We start from the raw sequence: 22,979 nt of genomic DNA, 5'->3' as shown, positions 1-22,979 counted from the left end.
GTTTTGGAGGGAATCATGTATCTGCATCTTGTTCCAACGCTATACCATATTATTTCAAATAAATGCCAACTTGAATCAGTGACGATCCCGGAATTAGGATTCGAGATTAAGGGTGATGCGCTTTCATGTGGAAGACCGTATCCAAATAAACGGTTGAATGTGGGTATGCAAAAAAGCCGTAAAGCGACGGTTGGATTGTTGCTTAAATATGACAAGAAAATCAACCATTTTACTACAGAGTATAAATGGTCTATTGAAGACATAGGGAATATTCAGCACCAGGTAAAGACAATTGTGCTTGACAACGAATTTGACCTTGTTTCACAGTGCATAGGCTTAAACATCGGTCTGGATGAATATAAACCAAGACTCCATGCTTCTTATCACAATGTTGCTCCTGTTAAAATTCAACCGACAATGGAATCATACCGAGCCGGGGATGCAATAAACAAGTTGCCGCATGACGTATGGGAGCGTGATATTCTCAGGTCAAGAATGGAGACATTGCTTTTGCATACATTGCAATCAGAAAGAATCTCTTCATACGGTCTATTTATCGACCGCCTCCCTTTACTTGAATCGGCAATAAATATCTAAATTATACATAATGCCAGCAGAATAAGAACTTTTAAAAATCTGCACTCGTTGTTAAAATAGGAGGAATTATGAGTGATTATAAGTATTACAAGCGTCAGGAAGAGCTTAATAACTGGTTTCCATACTGGATGTTTTTGGTGTCTTTAGTTTATATTGGGTTCATTGTTTTTCTGGTGTTTTTATTTAAAAATATGAACACCTCTCCGCTAATAACAGAGCGAAATTTGTCTGCTTTCATTAGCGACGATAGAGTTATCCGTATGTGTAAATGGGCAATGATGTTTGTTGCTATACTGATATACCCAATTATTATTATTAAGGTTATGGACTACAAACCATTAACGCCCTCAGACATTAAATATGAAATTGATAGTTTAATATTTTACAGAGATTTGAATATACACAGGAACATCATTTCCCAATATAATAATGGGCTTGCGTATTACCAGAAGCTAATCGAGTCGGGGATTGTTTTCCGACGAGAAAATGTAAGGGTTGTTGAGAAAAACATCACAAAAACCTTGTCGACTTGTTTAACAGAAGAGGAGTTGAACGCAATCAATAAAAATGCCGTGACTAATTATTGTTGCGAAGAAATAAAACTGATGTTTAAAAATGGAAAGAATGGCAATAACATTAGTTAAGCGCAATAACGATGTAAAGCCTTTCGCTCATTCACGGGCTTTACTTCTCACACCAATTTTCCCCATGGCAAGTAAAAAATGCTCAATCTAATAGATGAGAATGAAATCATTTATTTTTGTGTTTAGTGTGGATGCAATGCCACAATGTTTACGAAAATAAATTATTTGTAAACAGTGATTGTTTATCCATTTCTGATATCTTTCATTTATTTCCCTAACCCTACAAACACTGAATGATTATCTGCTTATATGAATTTTAATGTCGTCGCGCAATCGGATTTTTTTCCAAAAATATTAAATAGGGGGTTGATGGGATGATAAAAAAAGGTATCCTGGCTCCAGTAGAAAGTTACTTCCAATTTTGAGTTAATCGTTCTGGAGTCTATTATGTCCGTTGAACACGCACTGACCGCTGAATTAAACACATCAAAGAATGGTGGAGATATTATACCTTCTGTTGCTATTGATTTAATCATTGCTCAACGCACAGCTGGGATTGCGGCGTTTATGGAAGGTTTAGAGAAACTCAGAGAAGCGGAACAGCTGTTTGCCGCTGCGGCTGAAAAGGACTGGTTCTCGGGGCTGGATGAGATCGTTGCGACCGGCAGGCGTTGTCATAAAGAAAATGATATAGAGGCTCTCCGACGCCGGGTGGCTCGTTGCGTTGATAGCAGTATCTGGACACGCTTGATGACCCAGACTGGGATGTTTACGTTGATGAGCAGTGAGCAACATGACAAATGGAATGACCAGCTATACAGCGAAGAATGCCCGGAAGTCACCCTAGACAATGTCATCAGTACTTTTAAGCATCTTCATGCCTCGAAAAATGAAACTTTTGTTACTGGTATTATTGATGTTTTCCGTAATCTGTCCTGGGACTACAAAACAAATAATCCCTGCCGTCTGAGCAAGAAAATTATCCTCGAAGGTGTATTGTCCATAAATGTGTCACGAACCCGATACGCTTCGGTCAGGACTAATGCTCAGAACTGGATTAACGATCTCGCTCGTGCTTTTTGCCTGCTCGACAAGAAAAACGTGCCAGATTCCCGGGTTGCTGAAGGAAGCCAGTACAGGGATTTTATTAGCCTAAACAGCTATACGTTAGAAGGTGTATTTAGCTGTGAGTGGTTTACTATTAAATCCTTCTGGAAAGGTTCAGCTCATGTGACTTTTACACGCCCTGATCTCGTTGAAAAAATTAATGAGATTGTGGCTAGTCGATACCCTGACGCTCTACCATCCAGAGTCTGAAAAATACACCCACTTATTTAAACATATATGACTAATTGTTAAGGTAACCTGACATGACTATTGAAATTAAAGAAAGCTATACCACCGCTGTTATCAGCACCGCGCACATTGCTAAAGAAGATACCGAGTTATTAACGGATGCCAGTTATAATCCCCGTACAGATAGTGGACGTAGCTGGATTCACGTAAACGAATATGGTTTTATTATTCGGACCAGCGTTGAAAATCCGGGGTGGAAACAGCTTTTACGTGATGATGGTATCTCATGGCCTACAATTGAAAATATCGAAAAAGTACTTAAAGCAGGGTACGAATGTGTTCATTTTGACCGTGACGCAGAAATCATAGATGGCCTGCGGGCTTGGGACTGGTAACAACTAATTACCAGGGCCTCTCAACCTATCGGGCCGAGGCTTAAATGTAATGGGTAGTATAGAAAAACAAGGGGTCGGAAATGGGAAAAGAACACGGGTGTAATTCAGTTCAGTCGGATTTACCAGCGACCGATAATGGCGGTCGACATGAAGTTATTGTCACCGGCTGCGTTTCAAAACATGGGAGAGGGATTCATTTCTGCAATAATGAGCTTCTCAGTGGTGCTAATCATAATCTCTGGTTCCCGTTAAATTCTGATGACGACTGGTTTTCCGGAATTGAGCGTGTGCTGGTTATGAATGGATTGGCGGAAAATGTCGTTAAACTCAGCCCTCTTAATGACGGGAAAGACTATCACGACTGGAAAGTAGTTTATAACTGCCGTATCATCTGACTACCTGGAAAGTAACTTTTTATCTGTTTGAACACCAGTTGCACCACGGAGTTATTGAATCTATTAACCTAAAACAATATTGTTTCCCCCCCCCTTGCATGTGAATCTTATGTATGGGATCAACACCTGTTTTAGTGCAGGATAAATTATAATCAGGAATACCATCTTTGCTATCAAACATACCGAGGATGTTTTTAATGTTTAATCAAACTGAAAAATCTATTGCCCAGATCGTGGAGTATATTCCCCGCGCATGCCGTGATATGCAGCTAAAAGAGGCCAAGACACGGCTTGCTACAAAAATTGCACTTTATATTGTTGACGGCAGTGATGCAGGGGTGCTCAACAATACCTTCGCTCGGGCACTCAACAGTCACACAAAGGAGGCATTCTTTGCAAACGTTGCTGCTCAGGTTGTTTATAATGACCCCTTATTACCATCAGAGTAAAAATAATCACGCTGTTACTGTTCTGATTATCATATTCTCGCTGTAGTTCTCCAGTGATTATGAATGGTATTACGTATAAAATATTAATAGGGGTTGATTTAAGACTCGAAATTGCTATCCTGGTGGTAACAATAATAGAATTCACGTAGTGAAAGAGACAGGCAAATGAGCGCTCATATTCGTAACTTTAGTTGGAACCGCGTTAAACTGTCTACACTCACTTACGACGAGTTAGACCAACTCAGAAAGAAAGTCGAAGAAGAACATGCCTGTAATAATGGGATCTACCTATATGACAAATCTGGGTTGAAAAAACTGGATGCTTTGAGTTGGGCTGTTTATCACAAAATGAAAGCAGAGAAAAAGGCAAAGCAGGGATAGTTAAGTGTACTGTCTTAAAAATAAATTCTCTTTTTGCTGCGCATAACCTGAAAATGCGCCCAACAGGCCGTTTTAAAAATGTTCTTCGTTTATACTATGACAAAGAGCTTCTTGGTTCTTACGCACAGATTGGTTACGTCAGGAAGCTCTAATTATAAATCGTGCACACAAAGAATTTACCTGCTTTTTGGGCCCAGTATCTTCAGGGTGCATTCTATATAACCAGGCAATAAGGATCCGCTTTATGTTAATAAAATGCATCAAAGACACTGAGGGGTGGTGGACCGAGGGCGAATATTACGAAGCCAGAGTTGTAAGTGGCGGTTTTGCGCTAGTTGGCGATGATGATGAACCAGACGGAGAAGGTTGGAGCGCAACGCCTATAGATAACAAAGACGACGGCTCGATAATTTACGCCTTAGGCGGTATCGATGGCGAAGTTCTATTTGAGGAAAGCGCAGTATGAAATTTGCGAAGTTCTGTGAACTGGTGACAACCATATGGGCAAACAAAATCAACCAGCGCCGCGATCCTGAAGTCACGATCCTAATCCACTCGCCTGGTAGTATCGGAGCAACACCATCAGTAGAAGTCGAGTCCATTCAGGCTGGATTCGACTGGGATGCCGGTCAGGTGTTGATTTACCCTGCACAGCCTTTGACCACGCTGACGCCAGAACAGGTAGCGGACATTACCACAAGCGTGCGCAAAGGCCAGTCCTGGCACGCCTATGAGGCTTACAAGAAGCATAAAGCCGCAATGGAAGCCGCCGCGATTGAGTATGCGAAGGTAGCAGGGCAACGTGATGAATTACTGACAGCCCTAGAAGGACTTTCCGCTGCTTGCGACACCGGCGAACGCGACCAGGATGGAAAACAGCGTGGCCTCGCCATTCCTGACAAACACTCTGTATGGGCTGCGCATGAAGCCATCGCCCGCGCAAAAGGTAGTCCAGCATGAAAACTGATATCACCGTACTGCCGCCTAAAATTAACAATGGCGTACTCCGGCGTTGGAATGCTCAGCGTGGGCAAAGAAATGGCAGGGGGGGGAGATATAAACGCTTCCCTTCAGTTCACAACTTGAACAAGTGGATTGTTGATCGTTTGATCTCAGAAATTATCGGTGAGGACAGAGATGCCTGATATCACCGAACTGACACAAGATGAAATTAATGCTGCGTTGGCACAGCTGAAGCAGATCAGCGAATTCCCCACACCCTCTACTCAATACGCACGGGTCTTACGAAAATATATTGCAACGCTGGTGGAGGCGCAGAAGAAGGCGCATTCAGTAATGACTGGAGTCGTAACCGCAGCCTGTATCCGGGGAGTCAGACCATTTGATGGAATTGAGTGCGATCCCCCAACTCTGGAAGAAAATGCGGAAGCGTGTGGCGATGCCATGTCTGCTCGAATCAGAGAACTGGAATCTAACCCACCAAAACCTAAGGAATTAGCCGAAGCGCTTTTTCTGATTGCAACTTTACGTGAGCAAAGCGACGGTTGGGAGCGTAAAGCCATTAACAGTTTCGCTGAGCGTACGCAGATGTTCCAGCGCATTGCCGAGTTGGAAAAGAGAAACCAAGAACTGAAGTCAGGGCTGCTAATTCCAGCCGAAGTTGAGCGACTGGACCGAGCATCTGGCATGAACGCTGAGGCAAGTTGTGTCGACAGGAACAAGCCTGGAATGATTGTGGCGGTGCACATTGATGCCGGTGACTTTGTTAATGTTAATGGTCTGATATTAAGGGTAATTGAAACCGATTTTGACGACCACGACGTAACTTTATATTTGGCTGGTGGTCAAGAGTTTAAATGTGCTGCTGGTTGCCAGATAGAAGTGGTCCCTGTACCAGAGGATGAGGAGTAATGGCTAAGCGCGATTTTATCCCTGCTGGCGCGACCTGCTGGCAGGGCGGTTGTTGTACTCACAAGGGGATTACCCGTCGCCATCGTTATGTTACCGGGGGTGATGGGAGGAAATTCGAATCGTGCTCCTATACTGACGACTGGTACGCACTTGGCGACACGATTGACTCTTATGGGAGACCATACCGGTATCGAATCACGGGTGAGAAGGCCATGGTTCTTACTCAGTTCTGCATACAGAATTTAAAGCCAGAGTAAAACAGACAATGAAAAAATATACCGAGCTTGACAGAAAAATCATGGAAAAAATCGGTGTTACCCCGATCACTTTTCACCTCTTGTTTTCCCATGACGACATCCCGGTCGAATGCAAAAAAATTGCCATGAAAGAAGGAAAAAGCGAGCCATTTCGCATCCTCGATCGTCGGCTTCAGGCACTACGTAAAGCCGGAGAAATCCGTAGCACCTCTAAAGGTTGGGTGAGGGCTTAACAAATGACCACTAAATTACCATTAACAGACGAACGCCTCTCCACCATCAGTGATTACTTTGTTGCGATGGAAGAACATTACAGTGACCCGGCAGACCGAGAGAATTTTGAAATCTTCAGTGATGCTAAAGCCTTTCTGGCAGAGCTACAGCAACGTCGCAAGGCAGCAACAGGTCGCGAACCGGTGGGCATTAAGCTTCCCCCTAAGATGTCGAATGATCGCATAAATGCGCATGAATTAAGCACAGGCGTTGACGTCTGGAATCGATGTATTGATGAAGTGGCAAAACTGAACGGCAAATGTATCCCGTCAGTTCCATCCGGGCTTCACCCGGATACGCAAAAGCTGGTGACCAACTTCTGCACAGCACTGGCTGAAAAACTGTATAAGGCGCAACTCAAGTACGGCCACTCAGATAACTGGTCATACGCAAATTGGGAAATTGAGTGCCAGACAGCTTTCCACGAGCATATCGCTAAAGGTGACCCCCGCGATGTTGCCGCGTACTGCGCATTTATGTGGTATCACGGCTGGAGAACCGAGGTCGAGCGGCGAGCACAGGTCGTGCCAGATGAGGTCGAGCATGTAGCCGCCGTACTAGAGCTTATCGGTGGTTTTGAGGCTGCTGATATCGATAGCGACACAGTAGATTTACGGTTTGAGATCGACGATGTGGACACTGGCTCTGACGTATCCATTACTGAATATGCCGCACGCGGTTCCGCTATTATCCGTATGCTGGCTGGCAATGCTCCGGTAAATCCAGACTGTTGCATTCTAGAGGCGCTGGAGAACATACAAACCGAGAATGAAGTGGCACGAGACCAGTTAGTCATTCTCCAGCTAAAGCTATTAAAGCAGCAAAGAAAGATTGCAGAGATGGAGTCCCGCACCGTGAAGCTGCCGAAACCTAAAGATTCTGGCCCGGGTTGGAAAATTGATCCGGAATTTATCAGCAAAGTTCAGAACGCGATAGGCTACGACGACAAATGCGAATGTTGGGAGGGTACTCCTTCCATGGAGGTAGTAGAGGCCGTTTTGCTAGCTGCTGCTGGCATCAAGGTGGAGACTGAGTAGATGGGCATAACTGAGGGATTTTGCGCAGATTTGTATTGCGACTGTGAAGGTTAATCCGTCAGTAGAAACGGGGGCCTGGAAAGATGCCGTGGTGTGGGTACTGAAGGAAGCCTGCCTGGCTGCTAAAAAGGATGAGTCATGACACAGAAAATCAGATTAACAGACGCGCAAGTCTATACGCTGCGCCGAATGAAAAGCGGCACCAGATACTTTCTACAGGGCGATGGAAGACGTGGGGATGAGGACAACGGTATGCGCAGAGTAAACTGCCCGTCGCTTCCCGTCCTTTTTAGAAATGGTCTCGTTGATTTTTGCAGTGATTGCGTAAAGCAGAATTACACCTGGTATAGCGTGAAATTGACCCCTGAAGGAGCAAAAGCCGCAAATGGATCTCAGACAAGGGAAGAGCACGGTTTTTCCGGATGAGGGGTGCTTACAGTGCGAGGATGCAATTGATCTCCGATACCTGTCAGCATAACAGTCAGAAAAAGTTACTTTCTTTTCTCCCCAGCAGTGATAATACCCGGCACTACGGATGTTTTTAGATATTCTCCATATTTATTTTTTCAAGCTTCGGGAGAAACTTTTCATTCATCGGTTATTATTTCTCAGTGTCTATGAAACCACCATGGTTATTTTTTTTGTGACGCTACCATTGGATACTGTCAGAAAAAGTTACTTTCCTGGTGATATGCAATTAGGGGCTTGCGCAAACGATTCTAAATAGTATCCTGGTTTGAGGTCGAATAATATTATCCGAGACTGGACACCACATGCCGGGAGAGATGAAAATGAGCAATGTGCCTGAACAAAAAACACCTGTAATTAATTTTGAATGCGATCATTGCGGACGCATCTATGACGATACTGATGTTTGTACTTCTGAAGATTGTCCTGATAATGAAATCGCCATGCCAGACCTGCTGAATTACTGGACTGTTGATGAAGTGGCTGAATGTCTCGACGGCGTGGGTGATGATCTTTACAGAAAGCTATGGTCGTACATTACAGCAGAGACTGATGGTAACCCGCCACTGGCTAAAGTTGCCTGGGAAGCGTTGACTCATGAAGAGAAGGCTGAAATGGTCCAGGCAGTGGAACAAGAGTTCCCTGACGGTGATTAAGTTCAGTAATGTGTGACAAACAAAGTGTCGTGCCGGTAATGGGTAAAGAACGGAAATAATACACAGCAAACCCTATAAATACCTTCCACCAGCAACAATGGACATTTACGCTTGTATCCATTCTGGAAGAGCAGGCCACAGGCCTGCTTTAAAAAAGAACAACTAAACAGCTGGTGGATTGGGATAATTTAATCAACATTAGTGTTATCTGAGTGGTAACGCGATATTTTCACTTAAATATTTCATGGTGAATTAAATGAAAGCATTAAACGAACTACAGTTACGCCAGATATCCGCATGCCCTGGGAACATTGAGTTACAGGATTGGTTGAAAATACTTGTTGCTGATAATGCAGTGCTCGTTCGTTCTTTAACGGTCATCGCTAATTCAGATGAGCATCATGGTAAGACGATGGTCTGTGATTTTGATTCGTTGATTTCTGTAGCTACTGCTGGTCTGAAAGAGCATGAGCAACTCCTTAAAGGGAACACTTCACCTGATTGCGAACAACAAGAAACAAACATCCCTATGTTCTACGTGGATGGAGAGGCGGCAATACGTCTTCTCAAGGGGCATACTCGTTTTGCAGCCATGACGACTGAGCCAAAGTCTGGTAAGACGTTGCCGCTTTACATAAACGCTCAATCTGCGTCAGTCGCACCGGCAGAAACAGAGCGAAAAGGTAAAAGGCTCCGCGTTGCAGAAGGGAGGTATGCTGCTTACTTCCCTCAAGAGCGGCCACTCGATGGAGCGCAGATCATCGCATGGGATGAGAACGGTAATTTGTTAGGCGTTGGTTTTGGACGCAACACACGCGATACGGGAGTTGCTATCATCGTCAACGGAAAAAAATACGACTCAAACCATGTGATTCACTGGTGTAGTTAGCCATTCGAATGTGGCCGGTATGAAAGGAAGATGAGAATTATGACCAGTACCAACAGAGTTCGGGACGCTGAAATCTTTCGGGCCAGAACGGGGGAGTATCCGGTTGACATGTACATCAAGTGGCTGAAGGATGGCGCACTGGATTTCGATGCCGACTATCAACGTGACTATGTCTGGGGGCATGAGGAACAACAGGCTTTTTTACAGGGGCTGATATCCGGCTTTCCTCTGGGGTATGTGGCGCTGGCGAGAGCCCCCGATTGGGCGTCCCGGGACGGTGCATATATTGAGGTTGTTGACGGCAAGCAGAGACTGACAACGTTATGGCTGTTTATCAACAACAAAATTCCGCTGGAACTGGCAGGTGTGCCGGTTTTCTGGCAGGACCTAACTCGTGGTGAGCAATACGCCTTTGGATCACCCACGTTAACTGCCGTAGTGCTTGATGACGCCACGCCACAGGACCGTCTGGACTATTTTATAGCAGTTAACTTCACAGGTATGCCACAAAGTGATGAGCATAAACACCGGGTTCTCGCACTGAAAGGAACGACTCAGTAACGTTCAGTCAACCAGCCAGTTAACGAGAGCATGATGAGCCAATTGCTGGTATGTACCAGCCCCTTCAGGATGTGTATCGGGAGGTCTGTTCAATGGATCAAAATCAGGTTTTAGACGCAATTAACAATAGCGATGTTACAGCACATGAATTGTTGAGCGAAGCAATGCCAAACGCCGCCTCCCGTTTTTATCGGACGGCAAAAACTCTCTCCAAACTCCTGGATGAGGTCCGCGAGCATTTCCCGGATGCAACGTATTATGCCGCGTCCGGCACATTATGCTTAATGCTGGGGGAAAGCCACAGCAAGGCTGACGTGGCGCAGCAGGAGCTATTAGCCCATGCTGCGCCTGGTTTGAGGGTTGAAGGGGGAGATTGGTAGTGACGAATACCTTCGGTAAAGAATGGCTGGAAAACGTCATTCAGGGCATGGAAGCGTGCCGTGAAGAAATCCCGTTCGGGCTGGATGAGGATGGGAACAACACGCTACAAGCTTTAAAAATTGCACTGAACTGTCTGAACGGCCCGGACATGATTGCCCCCGCTGGTGGATCCCCATCGCCGGAGCGTGACAAGATACGCCAGGAGCATGCCGAATGGTCACAGGTAACGTTTGGTAATGTCGGCCCTATTGGCCCGCTGAAGCACCTGAGAAGAGAAGTTAAGGAAGTCATCGCTAAGCCGCATGATTTGTCCGAGTGGGCGGATATGCAGTTCTTAATGTGGGATGCTCAGCGTCGTGCCGGTTTCTCTGACGAGCAAATTACCCGGGCGATGGTTGAAAAGCTGGCCGTTAACAAGTCACGTGAGTGGCCGGAGCCAAAAGACGGTGAAGCACGCCTTCATATTCAGTCACTGCCACCAGCTAAAACGAGTTCTTAAAGGGCTATTTGCGAAGTGGATATATATTCCGCCCGAAATATCTCTGGCCTGAGTCTGTGAATTTATCCTGATCGTAAAGGAGTAAATATGGTAACGGAAACAGAGTTGATTGATTTAGACCTGCTCCGGAAATTCGGGGAACGATGGAAATACCGCTATTCAGCTGGCGCTAAGTATATCTTTGCCAGCAGCAAGGCGCGGGCGATTGAAGGGGCGACAGAAGCATTCAGGAAAGCCCTACCGGGTGAGCTTTTAACACGCGATGAGCGCTATGAGAAAGCAAACCGGGAGGATATCGAACAGTCGGATAATTTGTGGAAACACCTGAACCTTGAAGACCTGCAAGCCCTTTTCTCACGTATGGGAGGCGATATTAAATCGCTGCAAGGAGCCTCCCTGCGAGAGTTCACCGGCAACGGCGGTCGACGCACGGCAGGTGCTGTTGCGGCTCAGGGGGCACGAGATACCGCAGTAATGTGTATGCGACTTGAGCGATACATACAATGGCGACAGGAAAACAGGATTTCCTGACCCCGTATCTCAGCATCAGTTTAAATACTGTGATAATTTTACTTCATCGCAGTTTCGTTAACTCAGGCAGACCTTATGAACGCTATTTTTTCTGATCTCCCCGTCAAAGACGGTAAGTCCGGCTCGTGGACACTGGATACGTTCACTGTCACAGAAAATGACGCAGAACGTCTCGCTATTCGTGCCGACTTTTCAGGCAATCAGGATGAATTTATTCCTCCTGGAGAGTATCGCCGTCTCTCATGCAACAGCGATGTAGTAATGTCCAACACGCCGATGGAAATACGGACCTGCATGGATTTCATCGAGCGGGCTACAGGGCACGTGCTTATCAATGGACTGGGGCTTGGCATGGTGCTCCATGCAGTGTTGATGAAAGCAGACGTTACGCACGTTACTGTTATTGAGAAAGAGCAGGATGTGATCAACCTTGTCGCGTCGAGCTTTGCGCACGATAAACGCGTAGAAAATATCTGTGCAGATGCGATGACGTTCGTTCCACCAACAAACGTCACCTATGATGTATGCTGGCACGATATATGGCCTCAGTTCTCAATGGGGAATCTTGATGAAATGGAAATGCTGGAAAGAAAGTACCTTTATCGTTGCCAGTGGCAGGGTTCCTGGGGTAAGGAACAATGCGAGAAAGAGTTAATTAATTTCATCCAGATTGAGGGTGAAATTGAAAAATGGCTGCAAAGGGTTTAATGAAAATAAATCGTCATATATAACACCGGCATGACCCTGTTTTAATTCAGAAATTATGGCGTGGTATATTTAGGTGTTATTGTTGTTTTTTCTGGCTTAATTCGGATTAATGGATTTTCCGTTAACCCTCATATCAATCAATCTCCGTCTTTGTTATTAAAATGGGGGTTGCATGCGCAATTAAATAATGTACCCTGGTGTTCTGGTTATCTGTGGTTTTCGCACGAAAATTGCTTATCACTACAAGATGATATATCTGATTACTTTATTCTGGGGTTTATTATGAGCACGCAAGCTTCTTTAGAAATACTTCTCGCCTGGCTTGAGGATAACGTTCAAATGGAAACAGATATCATTTTTGCTGATGATATTGACTCCGCAGCCATGATACCCGCAGTCCAGGCCGCTATCGAGTTAGCGAAAGATGCAAGTTGCGGCGATGCTAAAGATGCACACCCTGTATGTATCGTAGATAACGGACATCAGACAACCATTGAGATACACAATCAGGGCAATAGCATTGATACGGGCAAAGCGTTGCAGATCGCAGAACATATCCGTAAGTTGATGGATGTTACGCATAAGCAGGTTGTTAAAGACGCTCTGGACGCAAGCTCAGACTTTCTGGATACGGATTGCGTCATGGACCGACTGGGTATTTCATACAGTGATGCAGAACTCCGGACTTCCGGTGCTCTGGAGCTGCATAACGCTCTTCTCGGATGGGCATCAGAATGACCGAAATAGCCCAATGCCCGGCAGTTAAGCAAATTAACTTTTATATACTGGAGGCCTCACCGGAGTTGCTGGTGGATCGCCGGGTATATCTTGAAGTTGTGCTGCTGAAAATCTGGCGAAGCCGACTTGAGACAATCCGGTCCTGGAATTGTGTTTCTGATGAAGATCGCATTCTGGCTGACGCATATCAACGTGGCATAGATTTTCTGACGAAGACATTCAGGCTCGTCACCCTGGATTGATTCTTTAACTCAACTGTGATGCAGAGGACGGAACATGTCTGAGAGCAAAGCCTTCAGGCCCGATGGCGGTGGAATGAGCTTAGGGCGCATTCAGGAAATTGCCGATAACCCGTATTGTGATGAAGAAAAACGGTGGCTGGCTCAAATGTTTCTGACAAGAGCCAGTCAAAAACCAGCTGCATATGTGGATGCTGTTAATCTGCGCCAACTCCAGCGGGGGGAAGTGGAATCAGCGGTAATTTTTACCAATATGGAATGTACCGCCCTTTATCTCGATCCTCCTGCCATTCTTAACGGCGTCGATACAGCGCAGGTGACGAGATGTTCAGACCTGCTCGATTTAGAGCTACGCATTGCAGAAGCCAAAAAAATGGGGCTCGACACGACCGCGGTTGAACAGAAGTACCACGAGTTAATTGAAGAGATTCGATCGAACAGGCATCATTCCGGGAACGAACGTTGACCTGCTCAGTATGGTTATGGTTTGCAGTCAGGTAAAGTAACTTTTAAATATAAAACACCATAAATAAAACGGTTAAAAAGGTGGTCGAATGGAAACCAACGAACAATTACTCAGTGCACTGATTGCGGCACTGGAGTGGATTGATGCAGTTCCTTCGGATACGGCTCTGCCTGCAATGCCAGGATTTGACCGCGATGAAGTGAACGAGTTGATCGCAAACGCCCGTAAAGAGCTGCAATCAAAGGTGAACTAAACAGATGTGCTGTACTGTGCATAGCAGGAGACTTGTACCTGCTATGTTTCCGGCGGCGTGGAACTGAACCTGAAAAGTAACTTTTACATCGGCGTTCGGGGGCCTATGTTTGAACAGGAATCAACATGACTGGTCAAGCATCTACGATTTTCACAATCAGATAAAAATGGTTTCTTCCTTCCTCACAAGCTTTCCCATCGCCGCTTTTGTCAAAAAGTTACTTTTGAAAACACGGACTCAGCACCTGAAAAAGTTACTTTTCTGTCCTGGTAAACGTGTTCGATCGTCTTTTCCACCCTCAAAAAAAAGTAACTTTTGACGATTTATGCCGTAAAACCAATGAAACACGCATCTTCTCTATGGACCTTCATTTCTCGCATCTCATTCAAAATGCTCCAGAAATTATGGAATAAGTGAAACCACTACAAAAATTTTCTTCCTCTAAACACTAAAATCCGCCTCCTGGTTCCCTTGTCACAAAGAAATCATGTGTAGAATTTTTGCCGTGAACAAAAAAAAGTAACTTTTTTCACGCCAAAGTGAAAATAGGGGCTTGATGGAGCGTTTTGAAAATGTATCCTGGGTCTAACAACGGCAATAACCGTTAAACCACATACAACAGGAAGAGGAAAATTCAATGACTACTGCAACTCTGGCAACTCCAGCTAAAACCAAAAACGAAAATGTTTCTCTGCGTACCTTCTTAGAAAAAAACGGTATCGGTGGTCGTCTGGGCAATGGTCTTGTTATGGACCCGGCGCACCTGAATATCATCCCGGGCTTTAACACACGCACCGCTGGCCTGGGTGAGGCCTACTGGGACCTTCCTGAGGTTAAGGACCACCTGGCACGTCTGGCGCAGCAATATGCCGATAATCCTCTGGAAATGGCCGCTATGGTTGTTCAGGTTCGTGATGGGCAGGTTGTCATTCGTCAGGGACACTGCCGTGAACGTGCTATCCCACTGGCTAATAAAATTCGCGAAGAACGTGGTGAAGCCCCGATTGATAAAATCCGTGTTGACGAGTTTCGTGGCTCGGATAGTAAAGCAGAACTTTTTAACCTTAAAGGTAACGACCAGCTGCCGGTTTCTATCGTTGCGCAGGCAGAATCACTGTATCGCCTGCACAACGACAGTGAAGAGCCTATGAGCATTGAAGAGCTTGCCAAGGACCGTAAAATCTCCGTTACTCATGTTCGTAAATTGCTCAAAGTTCACACCGCGCCTGAAGCGTTAAAAGGTCTGATCGTAAAAGGTGTTGTCGCATATTACGCGGCGCTCGACGTGATGGAAAAATACCCTGATAACTGTGTTGCTATCATTCAGGAAGCGTTTGATAAGTTTGGTAAAGCCACTGACAAAACTATTGGTCAGGTCATTCTGGCTCAACGGACAGGCGAAAACGGCCCCACCGGTGAATCTGATGGTAACGTGACAACCATTACAACGACTGATGCAGGTGACGCATCTGATAGCGCATCTGGCGCATCCGGTGGTGCGGTTGATGGTTCTGCGGGTAGCGTGGCTGGCGCGGCTGGTGGCTCGGAAGAAGGTGCAGAGAGTGACAATACCGAACCAACACCAACTCCGGCGCCGAAACGCGAACCTAAACCAAATATCAAAACTCAGCCGTCTGTATTCGATGTGCTGCCGAAAAAAATCTCTAAGGAGATTGTAGACAACTCCCTTGATGTTATTAACCGTATCGTTACTGAAGCGAAAGAAATTCCGTTTATGGAGGACGGTGCGGAAGTTCTCGCTAAAGCGCAGTATCAGCTGACTTTATCCTATGAAGAGTTTCTGCTGCTGACTGCGGCAAAAGACAGCTACGATAAACATCTGGAAAAAATCCAGAAAAAAACTACAGAACAGTAAGGTAATAAGCCGTAACCGGGGAGATATCCCCGGCTAACATCCTTTTAAGTTCATTTCGAACACATTACCGGCTTGTTTTCAGACAAGCCAGGGACATACATAAAATGAATTTTATTAAGTTTATTATTTTATTTGCCGTTGTGGCTTTGCTGGTTTATGGATTCAGCGGTTTATCAGGCAAAGATTCCGTCGCCTTTACATTTCTGAGCTTTGGTTTTTCAGCTGTTATAACTGCATTTTTCTTGATAATGATTGTGTTGCTGGTGGCTCTGTATTTTTTTGCTTCAAGTTCAATCAGTATTTATCCAAAAATGCTTTTCCTTGAAGGTACACTTTTTGGCTGGTGGTATTTTGTTTTCAATTTTCTTATACCTGACGGACAGTCTATAACCTTGCTGGGCGTAAATATCTATAACCTTGGGAACTATTTTATATACGGAACGACCGTGCTTATTGGTATCGGTATTGTGATGATGATGTTCCGGCGGTCAACTAATCAGGTGATAAGGTGAAAAAGAATGGCTGATTTCGCTTCAACAAAACAAAATTCATCGTTTGAGCTTTGGTTTGAACAACTCCAGATTTTGGCTGAACTGAATGGTGATGTCGCTGGAGAAAAGGCTGACTGGGTGCAGGCCTATGAAGCGGGAATGGCTGTTGACTCTGCGTACTATGAAGCCTTTGGTGACAGTGATGACTGACACGAACAATCAGGAAAGAAACGGTTCAAAATTTCTGTTTGGTGTGACTTCTACCGACCGTATTATTCAGACTGAGCAAGGCGATGGATTCATTAATTCATGTATCGCAGCTCACGGGATTATCACCAAAATTATTTTGACGAGCTATCGTGCTGCTGGTGCTCTTACGGAGATGGTTCTCTTTAATGAGCAAGGTGCTACCTTCGTTATTACCATTGAGTCAGGGGTGTTTACACCTTCTGGATTCGTGCTAACTGATGAAGATATCCAGATAGCACACAAGCAGATCACATTATCCGACACAACAGACATATTAATCCTGGCAACGAGGATGGCTAGACGTGCAGGGCTTAAGCCTGTTTTTCCTGAACAATCGGAATTTAGTTCGATTTTAGAATTTACAGTCAATTAACGCACATTTATTAAGGTGAAAATATGAGTTCTGATGGAGTTGAATTGTCTTCTATATCTGATGGTGTTGAGTTGTCTTCTATATGGGAGGCGGGTTCCTGGTTTCCCGTTCGTGAGTTTGGCATTCTGTTATTAGTCATGCTGTTCCTGATGATTGTTTTTGGTATTTTTAGGAAAGATTTTTCCCATTTAAAACCACTGCTCACATTGTTTGTTTTGTTAATTGCTCTTGGCGGGACGATACTCTTTATGACCTTATTCTTTTCTGCCAAAAACAAAAATGAAGCTGAATGGCGAGACTGGGCAAAAGACCACTGTAAAATTGTTGCTAAAAAAGATGGGTCAACAACTACTGGTGTCGGTATATCCCTGAAAGGGCAGGCTGGCCTGTTTATTGGTGGAGAGCCAGGGCAGACCGGTTACAGTTGCGATGATGGCGTGACTTACTGGAAAAATGAATAATATATGGCATTGTAGCGATGGATTCAAACAATCGGAGAAGGTCTTTGTGTTTTAATACCTTCGCTGTAGCGATCTGTTTGCAGCGATGCTTTACAGTTGAGATGTTGCTTGATTTTCCCCAGAAACTCAAATGGAGGGGGTATGGTTCAAATTTCAAATTTCATTGCTTCTATTTTTAAAACAGTTGCACCTTTTATGACAGGTACTGTTGCAATATATATTATTGCATTTTCTCTGGTGATTTTTATATACTACATGTTTTTTGGGGCTGGTTCTATTTTTGAATGGCTTTGCTACATTATGATAGGTCTTGCACTGGTAGGACTATTTCTCTATGTTCTGGCATTGTTTTTATCACCAATTTACGAAAAGGAACAGGGCTGGCGAAACTGGGCTAAAGAACACTGTAAAGTTATCGAAAAAAGAGAAGGTGCTACCACGACTGGAGTGGGTATTTCATTAAAAGGTCAGGCTGGTGTATTTATTGGTGGGGAACCTGATCAGACAGGATATCTCTGTGACGATGGTGTAACGTACTGGAAGAATGAATAAACAACGTATTGTCAATTTTTCTATAACAGTAAATTTAATAAGAGGTTGAACATGAATCTTGATAAAAAATTACCTGCTTTAGTAATGAAAAATGTTGAGGATAACATGGGGGTTATTACCAAATATCTCAAGCAAACAGAAGATAACGCTCTTGTATTTATTATCGGAGAAACAGGATCTGGGAAATCTTGTTTGGCTGAACTTGAGTTTCCGGATGCTCTATACCCGACTGCTCAACAATTTGAAGAATGTGAGCACATTTCGGAAATGTTCACAGGTTTTGATGTAGTTATTGATGACATTTTCCGTTTTGATGCTGACAAAGTCCTGGAGTGCATTCTGGCTGTGCATGCTTCTGGCCATAAGGTTCTGGTCACCGGTCAACCGTCAGACCATGAATTGTGCATTGGTTTAATGTCACGCTTGCCAGTGGGTTATCGTACTATGTACGTGACTCTGATGGGCCATCAAGACCTGCAAGAGATGTCTGGCGATGGCAAGGACAAGGGTAATTCGGAAACAAAAACCGTCCTGCATTAGGACATAGGTTAACTGGTAAACTTTATCCCTAAAATTAGCGGAATAACCATAGGTGAGGGCATTTTCTTGGAAAGGAATCATGATGTGAAATTTGATAACAATCAAAATTAAAAATGTATCAATAAGGTCTTTAGCTATTTTTCAGGAAAAGATACTAACCTTATTGTCGTTATAATAGGACCCTCCGTGTCAGGGAGAACCCTTCTGGTGTAGCGTGCATTAATTAATGGCTTAGTTATTTCATCAGATGGACTGATAGCAAGTGAAAAAATTATTCAGAGTTTATCAGATAAAGATATCATCATTGATGACGTTGTTCTTTTTGATATGCGAGATGTGTTGAAATACGTTCTTCATTCACTTGCCTCTGGAAGGGAAATGGTTTTGACCGGGCGTCCGGAAGATGAGTCTTTGTATCAGCAACTCCTGTTTAATTTGCCTAAGAAAATTTCACCATTATTTATTAAGCTGGCTGGTGAAAATTCTTTGTATTTGTGAGCAGGGACACTTAACTAAATTGCCATCAAAATGGCAGATGTTATTTTAGGGGAGGGGGAACTTTGAATCATCCTGTAGAGTCAGTATATAGCGCTCTGACGAGTATTTTATTGCCCTATATGGGTGGTGAGCCTGTGCCTGTGCAAAGAAATTGTTCATGCTGCGGCAGAGCGCCCTCAGAGTTCGACGGGGTAGGCTTCGAGCTGGTTAACGCCTACAGGGAACGTGTTGTGCATTGCCGCCCTTGCCAGACATTTTTTGTTTCTGCTCCAGAACTGATGGGCGTGGAGAACCCCAAAAAACCAACAACCGGCCAGAAATTTGGCATGTGGTCTGGTGTTGGGGCTGTTATTAACGTTGAAGATAATACTTCGGTGCTTTTAGCCCCTCAGGGAGTGGTCAGTAAGCTTCCTGAGCATTTTTTCGATCACGTAGACGTCATCACGGCCACCAGCGGTCAGCACCTGGACTACCTGTTTAACACCGAACTGAAATTCCCGCTGATTTATATTCAAAACTTCGGCGTGAAAACCTACGAGCTTGTTCGCTCACTGCGGGTCAGTCTGAGTGCCGACGCAATTTATACCTGTGCCGATCAACTACTGACCCGGCAGAACGAAGTCCTTTACATGCTGGATTTAAAAAAGGCTAAAGAACTCCACCAGGAAATAAAAAACTACTCCAAAAAAGAGAAGGACATCTTTATCAGAACAGTAACCCTGCTGGCCTATTCGCGGATAACTCCTGAAGCCGCCTCGAATGAGTTTAAGAAAAACAACGTCATTCCGTTACTGTTTCTTCTGCCGACTGATCCCCATCAACGTCTGAGCATTTTGCACCTGTTGAAAAAGGTATAACCATGATTTTCTACGATAATGCGTTTCGGTTGCGTATCCCTCACTCAAGTGTTTACCGGATCCACCAGCACTTGGACTTCTTTATGCAGGAACGTAAGGGAGAGAAGCTGCCGTACTCTTTTAGAATTTTTCCCGGTACCGGGAATGATTCGAGACTGCTGGTCCGCACAGCCACAGCTCTGGAGCTGCCAGGGGAGAAACCGCGTGAGCTTACCCTTTCCGAGGGGGATGGGATTTCGTTCATAACGTCAATGGCCATTTTCCATAAAGGCAGTCAGAAAGAAGGTACTGGCCGATGTCAGTACGCACCTTCTGACGATAAAAAACATGATCTGGCCGTTAAAAAAATACTCAATGCCGGTTTCGAACCCGACCATATTGTCGTGGGTGGGGCTGAAATTGTTCACGTAGGGAAGGGCAATTCCGGTCGTGGCTTTACGCTACCTTTGTTCACGATCCAAGGGACGGTCTTTGTCAGCAACAAACAGGAAGCAGAGAAAGCGATCGTTTTTGGGATTGGTCCCAAACGGGTCTTTGGTTGCGGCTTCATGCACCTGACAGGGGAGGGTCAATGAACATGGATACAGCTGCTTGTTTCACAAGCGCCGGGCTTTCTTTACGTAAAGTCCAGCAGGACTTCATTGAGGCCGCTGGCCTGGGACTTAATGTCCAGAACAAACTGGCGCTACTCAGCGCCGAAACAGGCGTGGGTAAAACATTAGGGTACCTGGTTCCGGCCATGGAGATTCTGGTGAAAAACCCTGGGGCAAAATTTGTTATCGCGACCAGCTCTCATGCCCTGATGCACCAGATTTTCAGAAGTGATCGTCAACGTCTGGAACGTATGGCTGAAGAGGCCGGAATAAAAGTAACTTTTTCGCGCCTGATGGGGAAAGCCAGTTATATTTCGCCGGATAAAGTGCGGGAGCTCCTTCGCATGAGGGATACCTATGACCAGGAGACCATTCAGCTGCTTGAAAAACTACGGGGCTGGTCGAAACCTCTAGTTGAGTTTGAGGAGGAATATGGTGAACTACCGACGCTGATTAAGCCGGACATGGTCACATTTTCTATCTGGGATGATACCCAGAATGTAAATGATATTCGTCGTGAAGCACTGAATGCAGACTTTATCGTTACAACTCACTCGATGGTGATGATTGATTGCCTTTGCAATCACGGCATCCTGGGAGACAAAGAAAATCTGTACCTGATCGTCGATGAAGCTGACATGTTTGTCGATATGCTCGATGTCTGGAAACAGCGCCGCTTTAATCTCCGTGAGCTGCTCAGTTCGTTCGGCGCAAATATTCCACGAGCTGGCGTAGATATCATCAAAAAGCTGGAAAGCGATGTTACCGACATCGCTGGTGGACTTCATTTCTGTAGTTCTCCCGAAGCCGTTGAACTCTTTGATCGGAGCTTCAAAGCTCTGGGGATGGTCGGGCGAAAAATCAAAGATGAAGATACCCGGAAATCTTTCTTTGATTGCATCTACAGATGGGAAATGCTTGGGATGTCCGGTGGGCAAAAAGGGATCGGTGTCTCTAAAGTCCGCTATGAACCGGCCTTAATCGCTGTTAATCCGTTTATTGGTATGAACCTTGGCAGGTACTGCACCCAGTGGCACAGCGCATTACTAACGTCCGCTACGCTTGCGATTACCAACACACCAGAGGGTGGCATGGAGTGGTTGTGCAAAGCGCTGGCGCTCAATGACGATATGGTTTCAATCAAAAGAATTTTCGCTCCTGAAAGCTATGGCGCTATGACTCTTACTATAGCCGGTGCCGCTTTCCCTAAAGTATTTAGCGATCCCAAAGAACAGACGTTTTCCAGTAAATGGCTGGCTGCAGTCACTGACCAGTTATCACGTATGCCTGGCCCCGTTCTGGTGTTAACTGCCAGTCATTCAGAAACCCGTGCTATCGCCGGGTATCTGGGTGACGTTTCGCAGCCAGTATATATCCAGCTGGCGGGCCAACCGCTATCTGAAATAATCAAACTCTACCAGCAGAAACCTGGCATTCTGATTTCAGCTGGCGCATCTGTTGGACTGAGTCCGAGAGGAGAACATGGTGAGCAGATTTTCCACAATCTACTCATCACCAGAATCCCTTTTTCGCCGCCGGACAGGATGAAGGTTGAAAGCCTTTACGGTTACCTGAAAGACCGTGGCTATGGGCGCACCCTGGAATCCGTTCAACGGACTATTTACCTCGAAAATTTGCGGAAAGTTATCCGCAAAGGGAAACAGTCTGTAGGACGGGGGATCCGTAGTGAAAACGATAGCGTCAGAATAATGATTCTTGACCCGCGCTTCCCGGAACCTGCAGACCTGTCGTCAAAGCACCGGTCCCTGGAGCATATCATTCCTGTTCGATTCCGCCGCGAATACCGTTCATGCGAAATTCTCTCCCCAGCGCATTGTGAAGAGGACATCCAGTGTTAAATCTAAAGCCGTATCGCGTCATTATGTCATCGCTGACACCGGTAGTGATCAGCGGGATTGCTCCGTCATTAGATGGCATTCTCTATGAAGCACTCTCTCAGGCCATCCCCAGCAACGAGCCTGATACCGTACTGGCTCGGCTTAAAGGGATTCTCCTTTTCAACAATGAGCTTGGCGTATTTCACGCATCATCTCTTCGTTTCGGTATTACGCCAGAACAGGGGATTGGTGCGGCCAGCTGCGTGCGGTGTGATTACCTCGGAGATGAGAAATTGAGCTCCACTATGTTTTCACCTCGCTCCCGTGGCGGCAAGTTCACCCGGGTAACCACGGCCGGTGGCCCAACTAAAAGAAGGATGACAACCCGGCCTGCTTATTCCGCGCCTTATTTAACTTTTGATTTTGTCGGCGACAGTGAGGCTGTAGAAATACTCCTTAACCACGCCCATGTTGGTGTTGGGTACGACTACTTCACTGCGGGTAACGGGGAATTTAATAATGTGATCATTATTCCTCTCGATAGCGACATGAGCATTTCAAACGAGGGAATGGCGACAAGACCCATCCCTGTTAATAAGGGGCTGAGTGGGATTAGAGGAGTTTCTCCACTCGTTCCTCCCTATTTCATTGGTGAAAAAACCAACGTGGTTTATCCAGCACCAGTCCGAACCCAACTGATTTCTGCTTTAATGCGAGGCTAACTAT

General features: G+C 45.2%; 34 protein-coding genes and 2 pseudogenes. All 36 read left to right on the top strand.

Features of this window, described 5'->3' with window-relative positions; translation table 11 throughout:
• Positions 1 to 15 precede the first annotated feature (15 nt).
• The 36 genes and pseudogenes from ABLV17_RS16280 to ABLV17_RS16105 all read left to right on the top strand — a co-directional run bounded on the left by ABLV17_RS16280 (position 16) and on the right by ABLV17_RS16105 (position 22,975).
• A complete protein-coding gene (locus ABLV17_RS16280; protein WP_085551606.1) occupies positions 16 to 597 on the top strand; it encodes a DUF6012 family protein in 582 nt (193 codons plus the stop codon).
• Positions 598 to 665: 68 nt separating this feature from the next.
• Positions 666 to 1,241, top strand: coding sequence for a hypothetical protein (locus ABLV17_RS16275; protein WP_348854421.1), 576 nt, complete (start codon positions 666 to 668; stop codon positions 1,239 to 1,241).
• A 387-nt stretch (positions 1,242 to 1,628) separates the two neighbouring features.
• Positions 1,629 to 2,498 (top strand): DUF4942 domain-containing protein, encoded by an 870-nt coding sequence (locus ABLV17_RS16270; RefSeq protein WP_348854420.1) that lies wholly within the window; start codon positions 1,629 to 1,631, stop codon positions 2,496 to 2,498.
• A 53-nt stretch (positions 2,499 to 2,551) separates the two neighbouring features.
• Positions 2,552 to 2,872 carry a hypothetical protein gene (locus tag ABLV17_RS16265; protein WP_085551609.1) on the top strand — a complete coding sequence of 107 codons (321 nt, stop codon included), beginning with the start codon at positions 2,552 to 2,554 and terminating at the stop codon, positions 2,870 to 2,872.
• Positions 2,873 to 2,952: 80 nt separating this feature from the next.
• Entirely contained in the window at positions 2,953 to 3,267 is a 315-nt protein-coding gene (locus ABLV17_RS16260) for a hypothetical protein (RefSeq protein ID WP_348854419.1), read from the top strand.
• Between the two features lie 197 nt (positions 3,268 to 3,464).
• Complete coding sequence (locus ABLV17_RS16255) at positions 3,465 to 3,716, top strand: hypothetical protein (protein ID WP_085551667.1); 252 nt, start codon at positions 3,465 to 3,467, stop codon at positions 3,714 to 3,716.
• Between the two features lie 165 nt (positions 3,717 to 3,881).
• Positions 3,882 to 4,097, top strand: coding sequence for a hypothetical protein (locus tag ABLV17_RS16250; RefSeq protein WP_085551611.1), 216 nt, complete (start codon positions 3,882 to 3,884; stop codon positions 4,095 to 4,097).
• Between the two features lie 244 nt (positions 4,098 to 4,341).
• Positions 4,342 to 4,563, top strand: a complete 222-nt coding sequence (locus ABLV17_RS16245; protein WP_042928365.1) for a hypothetical protein — start codon at positions 4,342 to 4,344, stop codon at positions 4,561 to 4,563.
• Positions 4,560 to 4,877, top strand: a pseudogene (locus tag ABLV17_RS16240) (hypothetical protein); the annotation flags it as partial. The gene ABLV17_RS16245 and the pseudogene ABLV17_RS16240, both read left to right, overlap by 4 nt.
• A gap of 176 nt (positions 4,878 to 5,053) precedes the next feature.
• Entirely contained in the window at positions 5,054 to 5,242 is a 189-nt protein-coding gene (locus tag ABLV17_RS16235) for a hypothetical protein (RefSeq protein ID WP_064371377.1), read from the top strand.
• Positions 5,235 to 5,969 carry a hypothetical protein gene (locus ABLV17_RS16230; protein ID WP_348854417.1) on the top strand — a complete coding sequence of 245 codons (735 nt, stop codon included), beginning with the start codon at positions 5,235 to 5,237 and terminating at the stop codon, positions 5,967 to 5,969. The genes ABLV17_RS16235 and ABLV17_RS16230 overlap by 8 nt, the downstream gene beginning before the upstream one ends.
• A 265-nt stretch (positions 5,970 to 6,234) precedes the next feature.
• Positions 6,235 to 6,459 carry a hypothetical protein gene (locus ABLV17_RS16225; RefSeq protein WP_348854416.1) on the top strand — a complete coding sequence of 75 codons (225 nt, stop codon included), beginning with the start codon at positions 6,235 to 6,237 and terminating at the stop codon, positions 6,457 to 6,459.
• A 3-nt stretch (positions 6,460 to 6,462) separates the two neighbouring features.
• Positions 6,463 to 7,536, top strand: coding sequence for a hypothetical protein (locus ABLV17_RS16220; RefSeq protein WP_348854415.1), 1,074 nt, complete (start codon positions 6,463 to 6,465; stop codon positions 7,534 to 7,536).
• 138 nt (positions 7,537 to 7,674) lie between these two features.
• A complete protein-coding gene (locus ABLV17_RS16215; RefSeq protein WP_348854414.1) occupies positions 7,675 to 7,962 on the top strand; it encodes a hypothetical protein in 288 nt (95 codons plus the stop codon).
• A 365-nt stretch (positions 7,963 to 8,327) separates the two neighbouring features.
• Positions 8,328 to 8,660 (top strand): hypothetical protein, encoded by a 333-nt coding sequence (locus ABLV17_RS16210; RefSeq protein ID WP_348854413.1) that lies wholly within the window; start codon positions 8,328 to 8,330, stop codon positions 8,658 to 8,660.
• A gap of 256 nt (positions 8,661 to 8,916) precedes the next feature.
• Positions 8,917 to 9,549 carry a hypothetical protein gene (locus tag ABLV17_RS16205; RefSeq protein WP_200795711.1) on the top strand — a complete coding sequence of 211 codons (633 nt, stop codon included), beginning with the start codon at positions 8,917 to 8,919 and terminating at the stop codon, positions 9,547 to 9,549.
• 39 nt (positions 9,550 to 9,588) lie between these two features.
• Complete coding sequence (locus tag ABLV17_RS16200; RefSeq protein ID WP_348854411.1) at positions 9,589 to 10,110, top strand: DUF262 domain-containing protein; 522 nt, start codon at positions 9,589 to 9,591, stop codon at positions 10,108 to 10,110.
• A 92-nt stretch (positions 10,111 to 10,202) separates the two neighbouring features.
• A complete protein-coding gene (locus ABLV17_RS16195; RefSeq protein ID WP_348854409.1) occupies positions 10,203 to 10,490 on the top strand; it encodes a hypothetical protein in 288 nt (95 codons plus the stop codon).
• A gap of 47 nt (positions 10,491 to 10,537) precedes the next feature.
• Positions 10,538 to 10,960 (top strand): annotated as a pseudogene (locus ABLV17_RS16190) (dATP/dGTP pyrophosphohydrolase domain-containing protein); the annotation flags it as partial.
• Between the two features lie 117 nt (positions 10,961 to 11,077).
• Positions 11,078 to 11,521, top strand: a complete 444-nt coding sequence (locus ABLV17_RS16185) for a phage tail protein (protein WP_348854408.1) — start codon at positions 11,078 to 11,080, stop codon at positions 11,519 to 11,521.
• A 75-nt stretch (positions 11,522 to 11,596) separates the two neighbouring features.
• Complete coding sequence (locus tag ABLV17_RS16180; RefSeq protein WP_348854407.1) at positions 11,597 to 12,229, top strand: hypothetical protein; 633 nt, start codon at positions 11,597 to 11,599, stop codon at positions 12,227 to 12,229.
• A gap of 60 nt (positions 12,230 to 12,289) precedes the next feature.
• On the top strand, positions 12,290 to 12,967 hold the full coding sequence (locus ABLV17_RS16175; protein WP_348854406.1) for a hypothetical protein: 678 nt from the start codon (positions 12,290 to 12,292) through the stop codon (positions 12,965 to 12,967).
• The gene (locus ABLV17_RS16170) at positions 12,964 to 13,209 is read left to right on the top strand and encodes a hypothetical protein (RefSeq protein ID WP_069476686.1); all 246 of its coding nucleotides are present in this window, start codon (positions 12,964 to 12,966) and stop codon (positions 13,207 to 13,209) included. Before ABLV17_RS16175 ends, ABLV17_RS16170 begins: the two co-directional genes overlap by 4 nt.
• Before the next feature lie 34 nt (positions 13,210 to 13,243).
• Positions 13,244 to 13,672: a hypothetical protein gene (locus ABLV17_RS16165; RefSeq protein WP_348854405.1), complete on the top strand. Its 429-nt coding sequence runs from the start codon at positions 13,244 to 13,246 to the stop codon at positions 13,670 to 13,672.
• 88 nt (positions 13,673 to 13,760) lie between these two features.
• Positions 13,761 to 13,925: a hypothetical protein gene (locus tag ABLV17_RS16160; protein ID WP_176221077.1), complete on the top strand. Its 165-nt coding sequence runs from the start codon at positions 13,761 to 13,763 to the stop codon at positions 13,923 to 13,925.
• A gap of 637 nt (positions 13,926 to 14,562) precedes the next feature.
• Entirely contained in the window at positions 14,563 to 15,801 is a 1,239-nt protein-coding gene (locus ABLV17_RS16155; protein ID WP_348854404.1) for a hypothetical protein, read from the top strand.
• Positions 15,802 to 15,905: 104 nt separating this feature from the next.
• Complete coding sequence (locus tag ABLV17_RS16150; RefSeq protein WP_069476683.1) at positions 15,906 to 16,313, top strand: hypothetical protein; 408 nt, start codon at positions 15,906 to 15,908, stop codon at positions 16,311 to 16,313.
• Between the two features lie 6 nt (positions 16,314 to 16,319).
• Complete coding sequence (locus tag ABLV17_RS16145; RefSeq protein WP_009654202.1) at positions 16,320 to 16,502, top strand: hypothetical protein; 183 nt, start codon at positions 16,320 to 16,322, stop codon at positions 16,500 to 16,502.
• Positions 16,495 to 16,914 (top strand): hypothetical protein, encoded by a 420-nt coding sequence (locus ABLV17_RS16140; RefSeq protein WP_017900692.1) that lies wholly within the window; start codon positions 16,495 to 16,497, stop codon positions 16,912 to 16,914. Before ABLV17_RS16145 ends, ABLV17_RS16140 begins: the two co-directional genes overlap by 8 nt.
• A gap of 23 nt (positions 16,915 to 16,937) precedes the next feature.
• Positions 16,938 to 17,375, top strand: coding sequence for a hypothetical protein (locus ABLV17_RS16135; protein ID WP_017900691.1), 438 nt, complete (start codon positions 16,938 to 16,940; stop codon positions 17,373 to 17,375).
• A 141-nt stretch (positions 17,376 to 17,516) separates the two neighbouring features.
• Positions 17,517 to 17,927: a hypothetical protein gene (locus tag ABLV17_RS16130; RefSeq protein ID WP_348854403.1), complete on the top strand. Its 411-nt coding sequence runs from the start codon at positions 17,517 to 17,519 to the stop codon at positions 17,925 to 17,927.
• A gap of 51 nt (positions 17,928 to 17,978) precedes the next feature.
• The gene (locus ABLV17_RS16125; RefSeq protein ID WP_348854402.1) at positions 17,979 to 18,467 is read left to right on the top strand and encodes a hypothetical protein; all 489 of its coding nucleotides are present in this window, start codon (positions 17,979 to 17,981) and stop codon (positions 18,465 to 18,467) included.
• Positions 18,468 to 19,027: 560 nt separating this feature from the next.
• Positions 19,028 to 19,822 (top strand): hypothetical protein, encoded by a 795-nt coding sequence (locus ABLV17_RS16120; protein ID WP_348854401.1) that lies wholly within the window; start codon positions 19,028 to 19,030, stop codon positions 19,820 to 19,822.
• 2 nt (positions 19,823 to 19,824) lie between these two features.
• Complete coding sequence (locus tag ABLV17_RS16115) at positions 19,825 to 20,397, top strand: type I-E CRISPR-associated protein Cas6/Cse3/CasE (protein WP_348854400.1); 573 nt, start codon at positions 19,825 to 19,827, stop codon at positions 20,395 to 20,397.
• Positions 20,394 to 22,274 (top strand): helicase C-terminal domain-containing protein, encoded by a 1,881-nt coding sequence (locus tag ABLV17_RS16110; RefSeq protein ID WP_348854399.1) that lies wholly within the window; start codon positions 20,394 to 20,396, stop codon positions 22,272 to 22,274. Before ABLV17_RS16115 ends, ABLV17_RS16110 begins: the two co-directional genes overlap by 4 nt.
• On the top strand, positions 22,268 to 22,975 hold the full coding sequence (locus ABLV17_RS16105) for a hypothetical protein (protein WP_348854397.1): 708 nt from the start codon (positions 22,268 to 22,270) through the stop codon (positions 22,973 to 22,975). The genes ABLV17_RS16110 and ABLV17_RS16105 overlap by 7 nt, the downstream gene beginning before the upstream one ends.
• Positions 22,976 to 22,979: the final 4 nt, after the last annotated feature.

It is taken from the genome of Klebsiella sp. CN_Kp091, assembly GCF_040065095.1.
Lineage (GTDB): Bacteria > Pseudomonadota > Gammaproteobacteria > Enterobacterales > Enterobacteriaceae > Klebsiella > Klebsiella aerogenes.
Note: the sequence above shows the minus strand (reverse complement) of the source record. Positions and strands in the feature narration are given on the sequence as shown.